This window comes from Olleya sp. YS (genome assembly GCF_029760915.1).
In the GTDB taxonomy this organism is placed as follows: Bacteria; Bacteroidota; Bacteroidia; order Flavobacteriales; family Flavobacteriaceae; genus Olleya.
In genome coordinates this window covers 777,369-795,494 of record NZ_CP121685.1, presented here as the reverse complement: position 1 = coordinate 795,494, position 18,126 = coordinate 777,369, and the positions used below count along the sequence as shown (strand labels likewise).

Here is an 18,126-nt window from a genome sequence, read left to right as displayed (position 1 = left end):
CTATGGATAACACAGTTTTAAAAATATTAATGGTAGATGACCATCCTATGATTATAGAGGGTTATCAACATACTTTATTAGCCACTAAAAAAGAGAATCAAACGCTAGAGATAGATATTGCTACAGATTGCGATTCGGCTTTAGCAGCCATTAAAAAATCAAAAAGCATTGGTAAGCCATATAATATCTATTTTTTTGATATCAGTATTCCAGAATCTAAAGATGGGATTTATAAATCTGGAGAAGATTTAGCAAAATATGTCAAACAGACTCAGCCTGAAGCTAAGGTTGTAATACTTACCATGTTTAACGAAGTTTATAGGATACACAGTATTATAAGAAGTATTAATCCTGAAGGGTTTTTGATAAAAAGTGATTTAACGTCTAGTGAGTTAGCTAGTGCATTTGAAGTTATACAAAATAGACCACCCTTTTACACAGGAACCATAAATAACATTATTAAACGCAGTATTTTCAACCCAATAGAGGTGGACGAAATAAACCACAAAATGCTACATTTTTTATCCTTGGGTGTAAGGACCAAAGATCTAGTTGGACATTTAGGCATAACGTTAAGTGCAATTGAGAAACGTAAAAAAAACCTAAAAGAACTATTTGCAGTTGAGGATGGAAAAGACGAAACCTTAATCAGAATAGCTAAAGAAAAGGGCTATATTTAAAGGTAAATGTTAAAATTTATTTTATTTTCTTCAAAAAAAACATCTTAAATAGCTTCACATAATTAAAACTTGCGGTTTTAACCTCAATTGCCTTGTGGTTTTAACCACATAGGCAAAGTGCAATAATACATATATTTGTTATATAACTTAATATTAGTTAATATTTCCCTTCAAACTTCTGTTTGGTTAATAGCATTTACATTTACACACTGTTAAGCAGCATCTCTCGATGTTGCTTAACGCTTTTTATAGCATTAGGTGTTTGTATTTCCAGAAGGTTGAAATAAAAAATCCAAAGTATATAATAGCGATAACAAATTTTAAAAATGTACCAGCTACAAAGCCTAAAAAGGAACCAAATGCAGCTCTTAAAGCTTTGTCCGAATTAGCATTATTAGATTTTTCACCAATAAATGCACCTATAAAAGGTCCAATAATTATACCGCCAGGAATGGGTAAAAGCATTCCAAGAATTAGCCCAATTGTTGTTCCAATCATTCCAGCTTTACTACCTCCATAACGTTTAGTGCCTATTGCTGGAATTATGTAATCTAAAGTAAAAATAAGTAAAGCTACTAGTAAAGTGATGACTAAAAAAAGAGTGTCATTAGGTACAGCATCTGTCATGTATAGAAACAGTAAACCAATCCAACTTAATGGTGGACCAGGTAAAACAGGTAATAGACTTCCAACTAAGCCTAAAACCATAAAAAACACACCTATTATAGTTAAAAAAATATCCATTTGATATATTGGACGATTCCTTTTCAACTTTGTTACATATTATAAAATAGTTATAAGTATAAAATTTTAATGGTTATATTTATGCAATAGGTGCTATTCGCTCATAGTTATTAATTAAAATATAAACCAATATGATTTTTAATAAAAAGTATAAGACTGTAAGAAGATTACAAATAATATCTTTAATTATTTTGATGTTAGTATCCTCATCTTGTTTAGACTCTAAAAAGAGTTCAAGCTATGCTGAAGATATTCCAACAACAGTCAATCAAATTAAAGAACAAATAGCAGTACAAGGACATGTGTCAGATCAGGAAGACAATGCTTTACAATTATTAAAAAAAGTGATGTCTGGTAAAGCGTTTGACCCAACTTTAGTGGATAAGGTTCAAAAATTTATTGCTCAGGAAAACAAAACTAAATTAGAGAAAAAAATTTCAAATGTATTAGATGCTATACAAATCAAAGGAAACATCTCTGATAAAGATGTAGAGGCTATTAATGAATTACTAGCTATAACTGTAGGGACTAATTAAAAATAGAATTTGCATGAAAAATGGTATATTTATATAATAAAAGCTAATTAAATGAAAAGAATTTTACCAGTACTCATCTTGTTTTTAAGCATAACAAATGTGTCTGTTTCACAAGACACAGTTAACTGTAAAAAAACATGTATTATGGATAAAGTAGTTTATGACACAGCCTATTTGGGTGTGCATTTTGGTAGTCCTTGCGATAAAGAAAACAAAACTGATAAAGGAGTCATAATATTAAAAGTTATTGATAGTACTTCAGCAGCAGATAATAGTTTACAAGCTTATGATATAGTTTTAGCTGTAAACGGTTTAGAAGTTAATAGACGTGGTGATGCTATTAATGCTATAAAAGCATATAACCCTTTTGATACCGTTCGTTTTACAATTAACAGAGAAGGCAAAACAATATATAAATCCATTGTTTTAGGAGCAAAAAACACAACAATTGTACAAGAAGAAATTTGTTGTGACGACGCAACATCATCTTTATCTAAAGATAATATTTCTATTTTCCCAAATCCAGCTGTTAGTCAGCTTAACGTGTCTTTTAAACAAGTTGTACAAGGTGAGTATGACTTTGCAATTTATATGACTAATGGCGTACTTGTTAAAGAATATAAGAAGCGATTTTCTACTGGAAATCTAAATGAAGACATTAATGTAGACAAGTTAGAAGATGGTGTGTATGTTTTAAAAATTAGTAAAGACAGTGCCACTTATTCTAATCTATTTGTGGTTAAAAGAAATTAATTAAATACCCGTTTTTGTCATATAAAAAAGTTGTATTTTTCGGCTATATTAGTTTATTATGAAGCAAATAGCTGTTTTATTAGTCTTTTTTTTATTGGTGTCCTGCCAATATTTTGACGTTAAAAAAACAACTCCTGAAGCTATTTTATCTGAAGAATTAAAAACCTTTAACTGGAATGAGGTTGATAATTACCCAAGTTTTGAAATCTGTGATTCTCTGCAAACAAAATTAGAAAGTAAGGAATGCTTTGAAACGACTTTAGCTAACCATATTTCAGAGACATTACAAACTGAAACTATTATAGTTAGTCAAGATATTAACGACACAATAATGTTGTCTTTTTTGATTTCAGAAAAAGGAAAACTTGATATTAACTCGATTAAAATGGATAGTATAACCTCTCAAGAAATCCCTAATATTGAGACTTTAATTACAGACAGTTTAAATACGCTTCCTCAAATATTTCCTGCAATAAAACGAGGACAGCAAGTTAAGACTGAATTTAAATTACCAATAATTTTACAGGTGAATTAAGTTAACGGTTTTTTTAAATTGCTTTTTCTGATTATAAATGTTAATTCCAAACAGATTCCATTTTAGGATACCACTTACTTCAAAAACTTCATGTTCTTCTTCAGTATTGATTTCAATAGATAGAAATTCCCATTGATAACCGCTGACAAAACCTGTTAAATTACTATAACTTTCTGTAGGAATAAATTTATGTTGAACATCAGGGTATTTAACTAATAAATTAATTTCAAAAGTTAAATTGTCTTCTAAAATCATCTTTTTTACTTCAGAGGTGTTGTTTTTACTATAGTTATCAGAAATTATAATTTTATTTACTTTATCGTCACTTTTAGATGCAGCCAAAATTTGAACAATACCAATAACTAAAACAAAAACAGAAACTAATCTAAATTGAGACTGAAACATCTTTTTACCTTTTCTTATAAATTGAACTAAAAGAAAAAGAAAATATAATACAATAACAGTGTTAATTAAGGACCAAAATAAATGTAACATAGTTTATTTGTTTTTTAAAAAGTTAAAATCTAATAGCAAACTTCTTCATCAATCTTAATATCTCTACATATAGCCATACGATTGTCACTAATAGTCCCCAAGTTGCCATCCATTCTTTATACTTAGGCGCTCTGTTTTTTTGTCTTTCGATGTAATCAAAATCTAACAATAAAGATAAAGCTGCAAAAATGGCTGCAAAAATATTAAAGCCAATAGCTAACCAAGAGGTTCCCCAAATAAAAGATTTAATACCAAAAAAGCCTAAAATCCAAGATATTAAGTAAACTACAAAAATGCTGGTACAAACGGTTATAATCAAACTTTTTACTTTGTTGGTCACAACAATAAGTCGTGTTTGATATAAAAATAAGACCACAAAAAAGGTCACTAGAGTGACACCTATAGCTTGATAAGGTAAATTAGGAAAACTAGCTTGTGCGTAGGCAGTAATTCCGCCAAGAAAAAATCCTTTAGCTACAGCATATAATGGTACTAAAATGTGTGCCCAATGTTGCCTCACAGAAATCACAATACTAATTATTATTGCTCCAAGCATGCCACCAGTTGCAAACCATTTAATATTGGTTCCGTTAGCGTATAATTTCCAGATAGCAACCACAATACTTGTAATAACTAATAAGCAGAATAGTGTTTTTAATAAAATACCAGTAACGGTCATTTTTTTAAAAGATCCACTACTAGTATTCCAAAAATAATTAGAAAATGCAGGATTAGAAGTCTTATCTAAATAACCCATATTATAAATTGAATTTATAACCTAATGCAACATCCATAGGGAAATTGTCTTCGGTATCCTGAAATGCTGCAAATAACGAATCGTAAACAAAAGTAACGTAGCCATTACCAACTTTAAAATCGGCTCCAAGCCCAAAAATAAACGGAACATCAAATCCAGAACTACTTAAATCCTGAGTAAAAAATGTACCAGGATTTTCCGAATCTTCATAAGTAAATGATGATTTAGAACTAACGTATGTAGCAAATTTTGTTTGTGCATACGCATTAAAATTAGAAGTATTAATAAATCTAAATCTGTAACCCAAAGCAATTTGAGTGGACGAGTATTTAAAATCGTCCGTATCTCCAGTAGTTCTAATATTTAAAAAACCAGCATGCTTTGGCATTGGATTATCTTGAAACAATTCTAATTCTGCTCCAAAAAAGGCTACTTTTTTATTGTTTGGATTAACTACAAAAGGGTTGTTAGTGAGTCCGCCAAACAAACCAATTCTAGTTTTTAGTTTAGGTTTACTATTATCGTAATCATAACTTGAATTTTTGCTAGCATTGTAATCATTAACAAACTGTTTTAAGCTGTATAACGTAAGTTTAGTTTGGGATGTATCAAGACCAGTTATATTGCTTAATGTATTTTGATAAGCATTGTCATACTTGTTATTGCTGTCTTTAGCGTTTGTCAATTCTGTGATAGTACCATCTTCAGTTTTTACAAAGTATCTAAACTGATTATCAAAAGTATTCCATAATAAATCTAAAGTACCTTCAACTTCTGTTTTAAGCTCTAATGTTTCATTATTTACGGTGTAGGTATTTTGTGCAAAACTATAGGTTGAAATAGTTAAGACTAAAAGAAAAACAAGTTTTTTCATAACAATGTAGATTGGTTTACTGCTAATGTAGAAATTTTTTAGTTAAAACACTATTTCTTGAACGTGCGACCTTTCCATTTATAGGTCATAAACATAGATATAAAAGCAATATAAACACTAAAAAAGGGATATGCTAAACAGCTCCAAGTATAATGTTTCAGAACATTTTCTTTATTAAAAAACTGACTGGTTTTGTATATTAATAAAAAATCAATCGCTATTTTAATAAAAAACAGATAGGCAAAAGCTTTTACTTTCAATAAACCCATTAGCGCTAAAACGAATCCAACAACTATTAAAGCATTTGCTAGCAAAACTATTAACCCAACTAGTTTAGCAAAATTATTACTGTAATTACTGGTTTTACTTGCCCAACGTAAGCGTTGTGCTAATAAAAGTTTTAAAGAGGCTTGTGGTTTTGTGGTGACAATAGCTTGCTCACATTTTAAATACTGTACTGCGTTTTTATCTGTTTTTAAAGCTTTTTCTAGTAAGAAAATGTCGTCACCACTAGCTATAGTAGTATTACCTTCAAATCCATTGACGCTTTCAAAAAAGTCTTTTTGATACGCTAAGTTAGCTCCATTACATAAAAACGGTTTATTCAATCCAAATCCACCAATAGTAGCACCAATTAAACTTAAAAAATCTAAGGTTTGAAACGCGTTTAAAAATCCTTTATTAAGACTGTAGGTTACAGGTCCAGCAATCAATTTAGCAGAGTTTTTTTGGATGAACTCATTGTAACTATCCAACCAATATTTAGGTAAAATACAATCGGCATCTGTAGTTATAATCCATTTAGATTTTGCGTGTTGTATCGCTAAAGCAATCGCATCTTTTTTAGGTGAATAAGATACACGTATATTATTTAAAAGTTTTGAGTCATTTTGAACATAGCTGAGAAATCGCATGATTTGTGCAACTGAATCATCTTCTGAAGCATCATCCACAAAAATGATTTCAAATAAGTCTTTGGGATAATTTAATTTTAAAATAGACTCTAATAATTCTGGTAAATGCTCAGCTTCATTTCTAAACGGAATGATAACTGTAAACTTCGTTTTGGGTATTATATCTGATAGTCTAATTGTTTTTACTTTATCAAAACCTAATACAAAACTGCCTATTAAAAATAAATATAGTAAAATGACGATGATAAAAGCAATAATCATTAATTTTTAGTTTTTGGTAAATTAAAATTTAGCACGTAATAGCTACCAAATATACTTGGGATGGCAAAATTTAAAATCCACATTAAAAAGACACAACTCAATACAGGAAGTTCTTCAACACCAGCTAAACCAAATAAATAAATGGCAACGCTTCCTTTGATAACCACATCAAAAATAGAAATGGTTGGAATGATGGACGCTAAAAGATACATACTGGTAATAATAATCATCGCGTCAAAATATCCTAAATCAAGTCCTAATAACGAAAGAATTACATAAAATTGAAAAGAAAAAATAGCGTACCTAACAAGAGATAAAAACAACCCAAAAATTAAAAAATTAGCACCTAAATTAAATACAAAATCACGAATTTTTTCAATAAGGAACCCTTTAATTCTATACTTGTTTTGCTTAACACCAAAAAAAGTAAGGCATGCTATTATAAAAACAACAATTAATCCTCTTGATAACCTAAAGTAATCTAATTCAATCTTATAATTTTGAAATAAAAAGGCAGCTCCAATCACACCTAAAATAACGGTAATACTCATTTGCATCATGTTACTAATTAGGTTTAATAGTAAGATGCGTTTTCTGTGTGGTTTTGCATAATAAATAGCTTTGGCACCATATTCTCCAATTCGGTTTGGCGTAAATAGGGAAGCGGTTAAAGCACCTAAACTTTGTTCTGTTGCTTCTAAAACAGATAGTCGTTTTATTTTAGAGACTAAATATCGCCATTTAATTATTTCAAAAAACCAGTTTAAAATCGTTAAAAACAGCAAAAAAATGACATTTTTAACTGAAAACAGCTCATTTTTGCTCAAAAAAGACAAAAAACGATTAAAATCTAAAGTATCGTTTTTCAAAAGTTTTTGATAAATAAAATAAAAAGCACCAACAACTATACTTAATTTAATAAGTACAAAAAAGAATTGTTTAGTTTTGTAAGGCAAGTTGCTATACATAATAGTTACGCCATCTTTTGCGTTTGCAAAATAAACTAAATATTACACAATGTTATCGACTATTAAACACTATTGTTTTGTACTAATCGCTATTTTTTGCTTCACTTTGGCAAATGCCCAAATTGAAACCAGTAAATGGAAAGCTTTAATTGCTGTGGGTTTTAATAGTCCATCTCAAGACGGATTAGTTAATCCGTTTGAAGCAAATAGCATGAATTTTCCAACCATTAATTTAGGAGTGCAGCATATGTTTACACCGCAATTAGGTGCTAAAGTAGATTTTGGTTATAATCGTTTTGCCAATGCAGATAACACACCAGAATTTAAAACTAATTATTCACGCATCAATGCTCAATTTATATATGATGCTACAAGAGATTTTACGTTTTTACCTTTTGGAACAGGACTCGTTTTTCATGTAGGACCTGGTTACTCAATGATAAAGCCTTTAGGGAATTATGGAGATAATAAAACCTCATTTTTAAATGCAATGGGTGGATTAGAGTTTCATGTTGGAATAAGCCAAACTGTTTCTGCATTTGTAGATGGCTCGTATATTTTAGGATTTGGCGATACTTTTGATCCCATCACAGAGGGTTTTGGGTCTTTTAATGGAAATATGTTGACTGTAACTGTTGGAGTAGCAGTGTCTTTAAGTGGTTGTTATACCTGTAATTAATGAGTAAAGAACAAATTATATTAGGAATAGATCCTGGAACAACCATAATGGGTTTTGGCTTGATTAAAGTCGAAAACAAAAAAATGACGTTTTTGCAGCTAAATGAGTTGGACCTTAAAAAGTACGACGACCATTACCTAAAACTGAAACTGATTTTTGAACGCACTATAGAATTAATTGACACGCATCATCCAGATGAAATTGCAATTGAAGCACCTTTTTTTGGGAAGAACGTACAAAGTATGCTTAAATTAGGACGTGCTCAAGGTGTTGCTATGGCTGCAGGATTAAGCAGAGAAGTCCCAATTACCGAGTATTCTCCAAAAAAAATAAAAATGGCTGTAACAGGAAACGGAAATGCTAGTAAAGAACAAGTCGCTAAAATGCTACAAAGTCTATTAGGAATTAAAAAATTACCAAAAAACTTAGATGCAATGGATGGTCTTGGCGCTGCTGTTTGTCATTTTTATAACCAAGGACGAGTTACAATTGGTAAAAGTTACACAGGTTGGAGTGCTTTTGTTAAGGAGAATGAGAAGCGCGTTAAGAAGTAACGACAAACTTATCACATAATTATAATGTCAGGCATCTACATCCACATACCATTTTGCAAGCAAGCTTGTCATTATTGCGACTTCCATTTTTCAACTTCTTTAAAGAAAAAAGACCAGCTGATTTTTGCGTTAGTAAAAGAGTTAGAGCTACGTAAAGATGAGTTTAAAAATACCACTGTGGAAACTATTTATTTTGGAGGTGGGACTCCAAGTTTATTGTCTTTTGACGAATTACAATTGTTAATTGATACAGTCTACAAAAACTATCAGGTTATAGAAAACCCAGAAATTACGCTTGAAGCGAATCCTGATGATTTAGTTATCTATAATGTCTCACTGAGCGCAGTCGAAGTGCAAAACAAGTACAAATCGGTTTTTGAGAACTATAAAAGAATAGGAATCAACAGATTATCAATCGGCATCCAATCGTTTCATGAAAAAGATTTAAAACTCATGAATCGTGCACACAACGTGCAAGAAGCAAAACAATGCTTAGAAATAGCAACGCAATATTACGATAATATTAGTATAGACTTGATTTATGGTATTCCTAACAGCACAAATTCAGAATGGTTAGACAATATTAAAACAGCGCTCATCTTTGGTGTGCCACACATTTCAAGTTATGCATTAACAGTAGAGCCTAAAACAGCATTAGCAAGTTTTATAGACAAAGGAATTATAGATAATGTCGATGACGATTTGGCGCATGAACAGTTTCATATATTAATTGAGGAATTAGAGCAAGCAGGTTTTGACCATTATGAGTTGTCTAATTTTGGTAAAACAGGCTATTACAGTAAGAATAATAGTGCCTATTGGTTAGGCAAACCGTATTTGGGTATTGGACCTTCTGCACACAGTTTTAATGGAGAACAACGTGGTTGGAATGTCAAAAACAATACTATGTATATCAAAAAAATTGAATCTGAAGAATTACCAATAGACATTGAAACACTAACTAAAACAGATAAGTACAACGAATATGTCATGACTGGATTGCGTACTATTTGGGGTGTGTCGCTTGAAAAAATAGAAATTCAATTTGGGAAAACTTTTTTGGAATACTTGTTGCACCAATCTAAGCAATACATAAATAAACAATTGTTGTATATTGAGGATAACAATTTAAAAACAACTAAAAAAGGCAAATTTTTAAGCGATGGAATTGCTTCAGATTTGTTTAAAATTATCTAAACGTGATTTCTACAATAACTATTAACACCAAAAAATACACAGTAAATTTAGCGCAACCCTTAGACATTTCGATGCCACTTCGTGCATCAAAATCTAATGTCAATGCTTGGTATATTGATGAGCCAAAAATAGAACCTGTTGTACTTAACGATTGGACTGCAAGTGTCAAAGAAGGTGCTTCGATTAATTTTAATACTATTCAGTTTAATCCACATGCACATGGGACACATACAGAATGTGTGGGTCATATTACTGAGCAATTTTACAGTGTCAATAAATGTTTGAAACAGTTTTTCTTTATAGCAGAAGTTATAACAGTAGCACCAGAATTAATTGGTGAAGACGAGGTTATCTCTAAAGCTCAATTGCAGTATTTATTAAAACAACGTAAACCACAAGCACTTGTTATTAGGACTATGCCCAATACCAAAGAGAAAAAAAATAGACAATATTCCAATACCAATTGGCCTTATTTAACAGAAGACGCTGCAGTATTTATCAAAAAAATAGGAGTCAAGCATTTACTAATCGATTTGCCAAGTGTAGATAAAGAGAAAGATGAGGGTAAATTAGTAGCACACAAAGCCTTTTGGGATGTGGACGGAAAGATTAGAAAGGATGCCACCATAACAGAGTTTATTTACGTAGCCAATAGAATAGAAGATGGTAAGTATATATTAAATCTTCAAATAGCACCTTTTGAGAATGATGCGACACCAAGTAAGCCCATTTTATATAAAATTGAATAGTAGATGGAAACATTTTTTACATTAATATTTGGAGGGATTTTAGGATTAGGTATTTATACGTTATATAATTATCTACAATCTAAAAAGAAAGTCTCTGCACAATCTATAATACTGTTAGACAAGATTAAAAAAGTCTGTAAATTTATTACAGTTGAAGGAGATTTTGCTGAGATATATCATTATCAAGATGTTAAAGAGCGCTTTTTAAAATTAGTGTCTAGCAAGAAAAAAGCTCTAGTAGTAATTAATGCTAAAGCCTATGTTGGTTATGATTTTAATAAAATTGAAATAACTGCAAATCAAAAAAAGAAGACCGTAACTATAAGTCATTTTCCTCAACCTGAAATATTGTCTATTGAGACTAATATTAACTATTACGATAAAAAAGACGGTTATTTTAATAGGTTTGAAGCAACAGATCTAACTAATTTAAGCGAAGAAGCAAAACAACATATTAGAGACAAAGTTCCTGAAAGCGGTTTATATACTGTAGCAAAAAAAGAAGCACTAGAATCTTTATTGTTAGTGGAGAATATTGTTGAAACTATTGGATGGAAATTAGATTATTCGGCTTTAAAAATTTCAGACACAGAAACTAAAAAGTTAGAATAATCAAGCATTTCATCGAAAAAATAACACACTTAAACTGATTTTAATTTTTAAAAGCCTATATTTGTGTTAACCTATTTATGTTTTTTTACATTAATATAAGTATAAAACGCAAACCATGAATAAATTTTTACAATACATTAATGAGACTTTGATTAGCTTAGATATTCCTGTATTAATTGATGTGGAACACAAACCAACTTATAAAGGATTAAAAAAGGGATCTAATAAGATTAAGATGTCACAGAAAAAATAATTCTTATCTTGTTCTGTAATGGATATAGAACAACTTAGAGAATACTGCTTAAGTAAGCCACACGCTACAGAAGATTTTCCGTTTGACAAAAATGCACTTGTTTTTAAAGTAGCCGGAAAAATGTTTGCAATAACACCTTTAGACAAGTGGGAAAAAGGTTTAGCATCAATCAATCTTAAAGCAAATCCTGATTATTCATTAGAATTACGAGCAGAATACGAAAGTATCGAGCCTGGTTTTCATATGAATAAAAACCACTGGAACACTATTTATATTCACAAGGGCGAATTAAAACCGCAATTTATCCTACAGTTAATAGATCATTCTTATGATATGGTAGTAAAAGGTATGCCTAAAAAACTGAGAGATACTTTATAGCAATAATTGTTTTATGCTTTAATTAAATGTAATATTGTAGCCATTCAATACATAAAATATGAGCGTGTTACAAATGTTACAAGACAGAAGCAACTCAACTTGCGAGCTGTGTACTTCTAAAACAGATACTAAACAATATAACATTCCACCTGCGTTAAACGAAACGGTTGACACAAGCTTATTAGTTTGTGCCAATTGTCATGACCAAATCGAAGGTAAAATAGACATGGATGCTAACCATTGGAGATGTCTAAACGATAGTATGTGGAGCGAGCACGTTGCAGTACAAATCATGGCTTGGCGTATGCTACAAAGACTTAGAGCCGAAGGTTGGCCAAAAGATTTGTTAGACATGATGTATTTAGATGACGACGCGTTAGCATTAGCAAGAGCAACTGGTGAGCATAAAGAGGAAAGCGAAAAAATAATACATAGAGACTGCAATGGTGTTATTTTAGAAACTGGAGATAATGTAGTTTTGGTAAAAGATTTAAAAGTGAAAGGTAGCAGTATGGTTGCCAAACAAGGGACTGCAGTTAGAAACATTAGATTAGACCACGAGAACGCTAATTATATTGAGGGTAAAGTAGGTCCAACCCAAATTGTAATTATTACAGAATATGTAAAAAAAATGTAACAATGTTAGAACTTAGACTCACTTGCGAGCATTGTAATAAATCTCTTCCTAATAATTCTGAAGAGGCTGTGATCTGCACATTTGAATGTACGTATTGTACAAGATGTGCAACAGAGTTATTTAAAAATGTTTGTCCTAATTGTGGTGGTAATTTCTCTAAAAGACCAATACGTCCTACACATTTATTAGAAAAATATCCAGCTTCTACAACTATTGTTTATAAGCCTAAAGACATCAAAGCACACCTAAAAAAATATAATTTATAAGGCTTTTTGTTGTTGTTTGTAAAAAGCATCAGCCTGAAGCTGCATTAACTCTCTTGCTTTTTTACGTTTAGATTGATACAATTCGTCTTCTTCAGATAAATCAGAATAAACCCTATCATTAATTTTAAAGTCTGTTTTAAGCGCTAATTGGCGTTCTGCAACACGTTGCTCTACCACAGTTTTAACAGCAGTCTCTTGGTCTTCTAATTTAAAATCATACTCTCCTTTTGGTGATAATAATTTTGCAAAAATTGGTGAGGTTTCAATTGCTAAAAACAATAAAAAAATAAAAAACGAAGGTAACCAAGGTAATTTACTTAAAGCATTAACACGTGCCATTAAACCATCAAATCCATCAATAATGGGTTGTGTTGTTGCTACTTGGTTATCATAATTTGTTTTAAGTTGAAGTAGATTTGCTTCAATAGTAGCAATCTTTTCTTTATTAGTAGCTTTAAGTTGCTGTAATTCAGCTAAAGCGGTATCATGCTTGTCACGTTTTTCTTGATACACTGGACCTTTTCCTAACAGTTTTGTGCCTGCTGTACCTTCTGCTTCAGATATGTAAGTGTCGTATAAGGCATTCACCTCTGCTTCTTTGGTTTTAATTTCGGATTGAAGTTCGTCAATGCTTTGTTTTAATTGGGTTTCTTTAGGTGTAAATTGTAAAGCAATTTCGTCTTGATTTTGAAGCGTCATTGCATTTTTTTCTTCTAACAATACTTGGTTGATTTCTTTTTCAAAAATCTTTAATTCTAAAGGTTTAGAGATGACTACTGCTATAATTACAGCTAAAATTAATCTTGGTGTCGCTTGAACAAATTCGTCTAAAAAGCTATTTCTTTTTTTAATTGTTGAAACGATAAATCGGTCTAAATTAAAAATTAATAGACCCCAAATTAGACCAAATCCAATAGATGTATAGAGGTTATCAAAAACAGTGTATAGTGCATAGCTAGAAGCTATAAAAGCCATAACTGCTGTGAAAAATACAGTTGCACCAATTCCTGCATATTTATTTTGTTCGCCTAAAGATGAAGTTTTTAAAAGATTGGTGTCTGCACCAGAGCAGACCATAAAGAATTGTTTTAACATGATGTGATTGATTTTTGATTGATATCTATTAGAACGCTAAATGTTTAATATTGTTACAGTTTTAACAAAAAAAAGCTTCAATGTAATTGAAGCTTTTTTAAAATAATTTAGAACAGGATTAGTCATTTACCACTTTGCCATTTTTAACTGTAATTGGTTTTTCTGAAAGGTGTACAGTTGATACACCATTATTAGTCTGAGATGAAATGTTTAATTCTGGATTTTTCTTAAGTAAATCTATTGCTTTGTCAGAGGTAATGGCCTCTCCATTATAATAAAAAGAAGCGCCTTTTTTAGCCATATCAATCACATGATCTATAGGTGATTTTGGAGGTGGAGGAGGTGGTGGCATTTCAGATAATTCTGCTCTTCTGGTTTTATTAGCTTTTAATTGAGCCTCTCTTTTTTCTAATCGTTCCTTTAATTTTTCGTTTCTTTCTTTCATTTTTTCTTCTCTTTTAACTAACATCTCTTGACGTTTTGCCTCCATTTCTGCTCTTCTAGCTTCCATATTTGCTCTTGCAGCTGCTAGCTTTTTATTTCTTTCTGTAGTATTTTCCTCTGGAACTTCTGGAGCAGGTGGTGGTGGAGGTAGTGGAGGAATGCTTGAGTCTTCTCCCTTTATTACTTTTTTATGCTTAGGTGCTTTTGGAGGTTCTGGAAAATTAGGAAATGGTTCTGCTTTTTCACGTTGTTTTGCACTCATGACATTGTATAAATATTTTAAACGTTCTACATCTTTAGATTTTATAATCATCTTGTCTTTTGACATGGAATTATACTTTTTAGCTAAAGCATTATATTCGGCAATCTGTTTTTTTGTTGCTCCATCTTGATTTTCTAAAAAATCTATATTATCAATTTTTAATTCAATACCATCAAAAGGCATTTTCTCTGATTGCTCTTTTTGTTCCATTGTCATCCTTTTGTAAATGTCAATGTATTTTACTAAGTTTTTTTCTTCTACAATAGGTAGTGATTTTGCATTGTTTCCTAAATTAATAGTTTCACTATTTATTTTTTTAGCCCAAGAATTATAATCTGCCACCTCTTTTGGTGTTGCTGGAGACTGATGTGCTTCTTTATTATTTTTATTTCCTACATAATTTGTGTTTGCTACTTTTTCATCCTGAAAAAGTATTGCAGATGTATTGTTATTATTTTCAATATCCATTTTAGGTACAACCTCTTTTTCAATTTCTTTTGTACTACTAAAGCTATAAATTAACAATGCTAAAAGTGGTAGCAATAGTAAACTGCGTAGCCAAACTATTGACTTTGGTGTTTGTGTTTTCATAAGTGTAAATCGTTTTTTGATTGATGAATAATTAATAGCATTTGCTAATGCTAATGCTAATTCTTGATGGTTTGATGAGAACGACAACAAGATATTTTGATAGGTTTTAGTCTCTATTCCTTGATGTAATACAGCTTGATCTGCTAAAAACTCATGATTAAGTTTTACTTCTTTTTTTAACCAATATAATAATGGGTTAAACCAAAACACAATTTGAACAAGTTCTAAAAACAAGATATCTAGACTGTGTTTTTGAATGGCGTGAGTCTGTTCGTGCAACAGTACCTCTTTTGGGATTTGATTGTTTTCAAACTTGTCCTTATTTAAAAAAATAAAGTTGAAAAACGTATGAGGTACTTGTAAATGCTCTATCAACACATTTACAAAAGGATTATTTTTTAATGTGTTATTGTTTTTAATTTTTGAAATGATGCCAACTAAATTAATACAAAATCTTATTAAGAAAATAACAACTCCAAAGCCATACATACTCCATAAAATTGTTGACATATAATTAGTAGTAGTTTCTTTTTCAATTGAAGCGTCAGCTACAAAAAAGGGAGGAGGAGTTATTGCGTTTGGATCCGATTCTGGAAACGTAAAAGTTGGATCAACATATTTAATAAACGTTATAAGTGGTATAACAGCAGCTACTACAATAGCAGTTAACAAATAAATTCGCTTGAATTTATGGATACTTAAAGGCTCTAAAGCGAATTTGTAAAACGTTAGTAACACTAAAAGACAAGCACTGGATTTTAAAAGTATAAGTTCCATAACTACTTGTTTTTAATTTCGTTATCAATGATAGTGCGAAGCTCTTGTAATTCTGTTTTACTCAAATCGGTTTCTTTTGTAAAAAAAGACGCAAATTGAGAACTACTATCATTAAAAAAGTTTTTAATCAATCCATTAACATGCTTTGAAAAATAGTCTTTTTTCTTAACCAAAGGGAAGTATTGTCTTGAGTTTCCAAAGGTTTTATAACCCACAAAACCTTTATCAGTCATACGCTTTAATAAGGTAGCAACTGTAGTTGTTGCTGGTTTTGGTTCTGGGTAAGCCTCTAGTAAATCTTTCATAAAAGCTTGGTCAAGCTTCCATAAATAATTCATTAATTCTTCTTCAGATTTCGATAATTGCATGTCTACAAATTTAGAATGTTCTCTACAAATGTAGAGTAAAAATATCAATTCTACAAATGTAGAGTAATATTTTATAAAAAAACCACTCGTTTAAGAGCGGTTTTATATTAAGATAATGCTGTAAAGTGCTTATAAAAATAAGGGATGGTCTCAATACCTTTTAGATAATTCCAAATTCCAAAATGTTCATTTGGACTATGTATAGCATCACTATCTAAACCAAAACCCATTAAAATAGTTTTACTTTTTAATTCTTGTTCAAATAATGAAACTATTGGAATACTTCCACCACTACGTTGTGGAATAGGAGTTTTGCCAAACGTTTCTTCATAGGCTTTACTTGCTGCTTGATAGCCAATACTATCGATTGGTGTGACATAACCTTGACCTCCATGATGTGGAGTGACTTTTACAGTTACACCTTTTGGTGCGATATTTTCAAAACGTGTTTTAAATAATTGTGTGATGTTTTCCCAGTCTTGATTAGGGACTAATCGCATAGAGATTTTGGCGTAAGCTTTACTAGCAATAACAGTTTTTGCACCTTCACCAATATAACCTCCCCAAATCCCGTTAACATCTAACGTTGGTCTAATCGAGTTGCGTTCGTTGGTGGTGTATCCTTTTTCTCCATAAACTGCTTCTATGTCTAAAGCTTCTTTGTATTTGTCTAAATTAAAAGGTGCTTTAGCCATTTGTGCACGTTCGTCTTGACTTAATTCTTCAACATTATCGTAAAAACCTGGAATTGTAATATGGTTATTTTCGTCATGAAGTGACGCTATCATTTTTGTTAAAACGTTTATAGGATTTGCAACTGCTCCACCATATAAACCAGAATGTAAATCACGATTTGGACCCGTAACTTCAACTTCTACATAACTTAAACCTCTTAATCCAGTAGTAATTGATGGTACATCTTTAGCAATCATTCCTGTGTCAGAAATTAAGATAACATCATTTGCTAGCTTCTCTTGATTTTGTTTAACAAATTTACCAAGGTTAACACTTCCTACTTCTTCTTCACCTTCAATCATAAACTTAACATTACAGGGAAGTTCACCATGCTTAGTCATGTATTCTAAAGCTTTGACGTGCATGTACATTTGTCCTTTGTCGTCACAAGCTCCACGTGCAAAAATAGCACCTTCTGGATGTAATTTGGTTTCCTTAATTACAGGTTCAAAAGGCGGAGAAGTCCATAAATTTAATGGATCTGGTGGTTGTACATCATAATGTCCATACACTAAAACGGTTGGTAGGTTTTTATCTATTATTTTATGTGCATAGATTATGGGATAACCATCAGTTTCACATATTTCAACCACATCGCAGCCTGCTTCTGTTAAGCTTTTTGCAACTGCATCTGCTGTTTTAATCGTGTCGTTTTTGTATGCAGAATCCGCACTAATCGATGGAATTTTAAGTAATTCTATAAGTTCGTCAATAAAACGTTGTTTGTTATCTTGAACGTAAGATTGTATGTTTTTCATCTTAAAAATTGAGTTTAGGTAAAAGTACAAAAACGAAAATTATTTTGTTTACGGTTATTATGAATATTGAAACTATTGTTTATATTTGCATCCCATTATAAATGGAAAGTTGCAGGCGTGGTGGAATTGGTAGACACGCTAGACTTAGGATCTAGTGCCTTACGGTGTGAGAGTTCGAGTCTCTCCGCCTGTACAAACTAAAAAAAGCTTCTCAAATCTGAGAAGCTTTTTTTATTATTTAATAAATAAATGGA

At 31.1% G+C, this 18,126-nt stretch carries 22 protein-coding genes and 1 tRNA gene; 13 read left to right on the top strand and 10 right to left on the bottom strand.

Going from position 1 to position 18,126, the window contains the following annotated elements; translation table 11 throughout:
* Nucleotides 1-2: 2 nt before the first annotated feature.
* The gene (locus Ollyesu_RS03670) at nucleotides 3-680 is read left to right on the top strand and encodes a response regulator (RefSeq protein ID WP_279302443.1); all 678 of its coding nucleotides are present in this window, start codon (nucleotides 3-5) and stop codon (nucleotides 678-680) included.
* Nucleotides 681-926: 246 nt separating this feature from the next.
* On the opposite strand, the gene Ollyesu_RS03665 is transcribed toward Ollyesu_RS03670, so the two are convergent.
* Nucleotides 927-1,424 (bottom strand): DUF456 domain-containing protein, encoded by a 498-nt coding sequence (locus Ollyesu_RS03665; RefSeq protein WP_279302442.1) that lies wholly within the window; start codon nucleotides 1,422-1,424, stop codon nucleotides 927-929.
* Between the two features lie 131 nt (nucleotides 1,425-1,555).
* On the opposite strand from Ollyesu_RS03665, the gene Ollyesu_RS03660 reads away from it, so the two are divergent.
* From Ollyesu_RS03660 to Ollyesu_RS03650, 3 genes are read left to right on the top strand one after another with little or no spacing between them, the layout of a single operon-like run.
* Nucleotides 1,556-1,960 (top strand): hypothetical protein, encoded by a 405-nt coding sequence (locus Ollyesu_RS03660; protein ID WP_279302441.1) that lies wholly within the window; start codon nucleotides 1,556-1,558, stop codon nucleotides 1,958-1,960.
* 51 nt (nucleotides 1,961-2,011) lie between these two features.
* Nucleotides 2,012-2,713 carry a PDZ domain-containing protein gene (locus Ollyesu_RS03655; protein ID WP_279302440.1) on the top strand — a complete coding sequence of 234 codons (702 nt, stop codon included), beginning with the start codon at nucleotides 2,012-2,014 and terminating at the stop codon, nucleotides 2,711-2,713.
* Between the two features lie 58 nt (nucleotides 2,714-2,771).
* Nucleotides 2,772-3,248: a hypothetical protein gene (locus tag Ollyesu_RS03650; protein WP_279302439.1), complete on the top strand. Its 477-nt coding sequence runs from the start codon at nucleotides 2,772-2,774 to the stop codon at nucleotides 3,246-3,248.
* On the opposite strand, the gene Ollyesu_RS03645 is transcribed toward Ollyesu_RS03650, so the two are convergent.
* From Ollyesu_RS03645 to Ollyesu_RS03625, 5 genes are read right to left on the bottom strand one after another with little or no spacing between them, the layout of a single operon-like run.
* Nucleotides 3,234-3,743: a hypothetical protein gene (locus Ollyesu_RS03645; protein WP_279302438.1), complete on the bottom strand. Its 510-nt coding sequence runs from the start codon at nucleotides 3,741-3,743 to the stop codon at nucleotides 3,234-3,236. The two genes, Ollyesu_RS03650 and Ollyesu_RS03645, sit on opposite strands and share 15 nt — an antisense overlap.
* A 22-nt stretch (nucleotides 3,744-3,765) precedes the next feature.
* Nucleotides 3,766-4,500 carry a Bax inhibitor-1/YccA family protein gene (locus tag Ollyesu_RS03640; RefSeq protein ID WP_279302437.1) on the bottom strand — a complete coding sequence of 245 codons (735 nt, stop codon included), beginning with the start codon at nucleotides 4,498-4,500 and terminating at the stop codon, nucleotides 3,766-3,768.
* A gap of 1 nt (nucleotide 4,501) precedes the next feature.
* Nucleotides 4,502-5,374, bottom strand: coding sequence for a hypothetical protein (locus Ollyesu_RS03635; RefSeq protein WP_279302436.1), 873 nt, complete (start codon nucleotides 5,372-5,374; stop codon nucleotides 4,502-4,504).
* Nucleotides 5,375-5,424: 50 nt separating this feature from the next.
* Nucleotides 5,425-6,549, bottom strand: coding sequence for a glycosyltransferase (locus tag Ollyesu_RS03630; RefSeq protein WP_279302435.1), 1,125 nt, complete (start codon nucleotides 6,547-6,549; stop codon nucleotides 5,425-5,427).
* Nucleotides 6,549-7,517: a lysylphosphatidylglycerol synthase domain-containing protein gene (locus Ollyesu_RS03625; protein WP_279302434.1), complete on the bottom strand. Its 969-nt coding sequence runs from the start codon at nucleotides 7,515-7,517 to the stop codon at nucleotides 6,549-6,551. Before Ollyesu_RS03625 ends, Ollyesu_RS03630 begins: the two co-directional genes overlap by 1 nt.
* 106 nt (nucleotides 7,518-7,623) lie before the next feature.
* Here Ollyesu_RS03625 and Ollyesu_RS03620 point away from each other — a divergent pair, with 106 nt between their 5' ends.
* From Ollyesu_RS03620 to Ollyesu_RS03585, 8 genes are all read left to right on the top strand, one after another.
* Nucleotides 7,624-8,196 carry a cell envelope biogenesis protein OmpA gene (locus Ollyesu_RS03620; protein WP_279302433.1) on the top strand — a complete coding sequence of 191 codons (573 nt, stop codon included), beginning with the start codon at nucleotides 7,624-7,626 and terminating at the stop codon, nucleotides 8,194-8,196.
* Nucleotides 8,196-8,750, top strand: coding sequence for a crossover junction endodeoxyribonuclease RuvC (gene ruvC, locus Ollyesu_RS03615; RefSeq protein WP_279302432.1), 555 nt, complete (start codon nucleotides 8,196-8,198; stop codon nucleotides 8,748-8,750). Before Ollyesu_RS03620 ends, ruvC begins: the two co-directional genes overlap by 1 nt.
* 24 nt (nucleotides 8,751-8,774) lie before the next feature.
* Nucleotides 8,775-9,947 carry a radical SAM family heme chaperone HemW gene (gene hemW, locus Ollyesu_RS03610; protein ID WP_279302431.1) on the top strand — a complete coding sequence of 391 codons (1,173 nt, stop codon included), beginning with the start codon at nucleotides 8,775-8,777 and terminating at the stop codon, nucleotides 9,945-9,947.
* A gap of 2 nt (nucleotides 9,948-9,949) precedes the next feature.
* Nucleotides 9,950-10,696 carry a cyclase family protein gene (locus tag Ollyesu_RS03605; protein WP_279302430.1) on the top strand — a complete coding sequence of 249 codons (747 nt, stop codon included), beginning with the start codon at nucleotides 9,950-9,952 and terminating at the stop codon, nucleotides 10,694-10,696.
* Between the two features lie 3 nt (nucleotides 10,697-10,699).
* Entirely contained in the window at nucleotides 10,700-11,308 is a 609-nt protein-coding gene (locus Ollyesu_RS03600; RefSeq protein ID WP_279302429.1) for a DUF4230 domain-containing protein, read from the top strand.
* A gap of 271 nt (nucleotides 11,309-11,579) precedes the next feature.
* A complete protein-coding gene (locus Ollyesu_RS03595) occupies nucleotides 11,580-11,939 on the top strand; it encodes an MmcQ/YjbR family DNA-binding protein (protein ID WP_279302428.1) in 360 nt (119 codons plus the stop codon).
* Between the two features lie 58 nt (nucleotides 11,940-11,997).
* Nucleotides 11,998-12,576 carry an alkylphosphonate utilization protein gene (locus tag Ollyesu_RS03590; protein WP_279302427.1) on the top strand — a complete coding sequence of 193 codons (579 nt, stop codon included), beginning with the start codon at nucleotides 11,998-12,000 and terminating at the stop codon, nucleotides 12,574-12,576.
* A gap of 2 nt (nucleotides 12,577-12,578) precedes the next feature.
* Nucleotides 12,579-12,842 carry a DUF1272 domain-containing protein gene (locus tag Ollyesu_RS03585; protein ID WP_279302426.1) on the top strand — a complete coding sequence of 88 codons (264 nt, stop codon included), beginning with the start codon at nucleotides 12,579-12,581 and terminating at the stop codon, nucleotides 12,840-12,842.
* On the opposite strand, the gene Ollyesu_RS03580 is transcribed toward Ollyesu_RS03585, so the two are convergent.
* The 4 genes from Ollyesu_RS03580 to Ollyesu_RS03565 form a co-directional block, all read right to left on the bottom strand.
* A complete protein-coding gene (locus tag Ollyesu_RS03580) occupies nucleotides 12,837-13,937 on the bottom strand; it encodes a DUF4407 domain-containing protein (protein WP_279302425.1) in 1,101 nt (366 codons plus the stop codon). The genes Ollyesu_RS03585 and Ollyesu_RS03580 overlap by 6 nt on opposite strands.
* Nucleotides 13,938-14,055: 118 nt before the next feature.
* Nucleotides 14,056-16,011 carry a M56 family metallopeptidase gene (locus Ollyesu_RS03575; RefSeq protein ID WP_279302424.1) on the bottom strand — a complete coding sequence of 652 codons (1,956 nt, stop codon included), beginning with the start codon at nucleotides 16,009-16,011 and terminating at the stop codon, nucleotides 14,056-14,058.
* 2 nt (nucleotides 16,012-16,013) lie between these two features.
* Nucleotides 16,014-16,379 (bottom strand): BlaI/MecI/CopY family transcriptional regulator, encoded by a 366-nt coding sequence (locus Ollyesu_RS03570; RefSeq protein WP_279302423.1) that lies wholly within the window; start codon nucleotides 16,377-16,379, stop codon nucleotides 16,014-16,016.
* Between the two features lie 107 nt (nucleotides 16,380-16,486).
* Nucleotides 16,487-17,872: a dipeptidase gene (locus Ollyesu_RS03565; RefSeq protein WP_279302422.1), complete on the bottom strand. Its 1,386-nt coding sequence runs from the start codon at nucleotides 17,870-17,872 to the stop codon at nucleotides 16,487-16,489.
* Between the two features lie 111 nt (nucleotides 17,873-17,983).
* Between Ollyesu_RS03565 and Ollyesu_RS03560 the strand changes: the two genes are divergently transcribed.
* A tRNA-Leu gene (locus tag Ollyesu_RS03560) sits at nucleotides 17,984-18,065 on the top strand.
* Nucleotides 18,066-18,126: the final 61 nt, after the last annotated feature.

What these genes read in the sequence shown, in the direction of transcription:
- Ollyesu_RS03670 (WP_279302443.1), top strand. Translation starts at nt 3, where the DNA reads ATGGATAACACAGTTTTAAAAATATTAATGGTAGATGACCATCCTATG.
- Ollyesu_RS03665 (WP_279302442.1), bottom strand. Translation starts at nt 1,424, where the DNA reads ATGGATATTTTTTTAACTATAATAGGTGTGTTTTTTATGGTTTTAGGC.
- Ollyesu_RS03660 (WP_279302441.1), top strand. Translation starts at nt 1,556, where the DNA reads ATGATTTTTAATAAAAAGTATAAGACTGTAAGAAGATTACAAATAATA.
- Ollyesu_RS03655 (WP_279302440.1), top strand. Translation starts at nt 2,012, where the DNA reads ATGAAAAGAATTTTACCAGTACTCATCTTGTTTTTAAGCATAACAAAT.
- Ollyesu_RS03650 (WP_279302439.1), top strand. Translation starts at nt 2,772, where the DNA reads ATGAAGCAAATAGCTGTTTTATTAGTCTTTTTTTTATTGGTGTCCTGC.
- Ollyesu_RS03645 (WP_279302438.1), bottom strand. Translation starts at nt 3,743, where the DNA reads ATGTTACATTTATTTTGGTCCTTAATTAACACTGTTATTGTATTATAT.
- Ollyesu_RS03640 (WP_279302437.1), bottom strand. Translation starts at nt 4,500, where the DNA reads ATGGGTTATTTAGATAAGACTTCTAATCCTGCATTTTCTAATTATTTT.
- Ollyesu_RS03635 (WP_279302436.1), bottom strand. Translation starts at nt 5,374, where the DNA reads ATGAAAAAACTTGTTTTTCTTTTAGTCTTAACTATTTCAACCTATAGT.
- Ollyesu_RS03630 (WP_279302435.1), bottom strand. Translation starts at nt 6,549, where the DNA reads ATGATTATTGCTTTTATCATCGTCATTTTACTATATTTATTTTTAATA.
- Ollyesu_RS03625 (WP_279302434.1), bottom strand. Translation starts at nt 7,517, where the DNA reads ATGTATAGCAACTTGCCTTACAAAACTAAACAATTCTTTTTTGTACTT.
- ruvC (WP_279302432.1), top strand. Translation starts at nt 8,196, where the DNA reads ATGAGTAAAGAACAAATTATATTAGGAATAGATCCTGGAACAACCATA.
- hemW (WP_279302431.1), top strand. Translation starts at nt 8,775, where the DNA reads ATGTCAGGCATCTACATCCACATACCATTTTGCAAGCAAGCTTGTCAT.
- Ollyesu_RS03600 (WP_279302429.1), top strand. Translation starts at nt 10,700, where the DNA reads ATGGAAACATTTTTTACATTAATATTTGGAGGGATTTTAGGATTAGGT.
- Ollyesu_RS03595 (WP_279302428.1), top strand. Translation starts at nt 11,580, where the DNA reads ATGGATATAGAACAACTTAGAGAATACTGCTTAAGTAAGCCACACGCT.
- Ollyesu_RS03590 (WP_279302427.1), top strand. Translation starts at nt 11,998, where the DNA reads ATGAGCGTGTTACAAATGTTACAAGACAGAAGCAACTCAACTTGCGAG.
- Ollyesu_RS03585 (WP_279302426.1), top strand. Translation starts at nt 12,579, where the DNA reads ATGTTAGAACTTAGACTCACTTGCGAGCATTGTAATAAATCTCTTCCT.
- Ollyesu_RS03580 (WP_279302425.1), bottom strand. Translation starts at nt 13,937, where the DNA reads ATGTTAAAACAATTCTTTATGGTCTGCTCTGGTGCAGACACCAATCTT.
- Ollyesu_RS03575 (WP_279302424.1), bottom strand. Translation starts at nt 16,011, where the DNA reads ATGGAACTTATACTTTTAAAATCCAGTGCTTGTCTTTTAGTGTTACTA.
- Ollyesu_RS03570 (WP_279302423.1), bottom strand. Translation starts at nt 16,379, where the DNA reads ATGCAATTATCGAAATCTGAAGAAGAATTAATGAATTATTTATGGAAG.
- Ollyesu_RS03565 (WP_279302422.1), bottom strand. Translation starts at nt 17,872, where the DNA reads ATGAAAAACATACAATCTTACGTTCAAGATAACAAACAACGTTTTATT.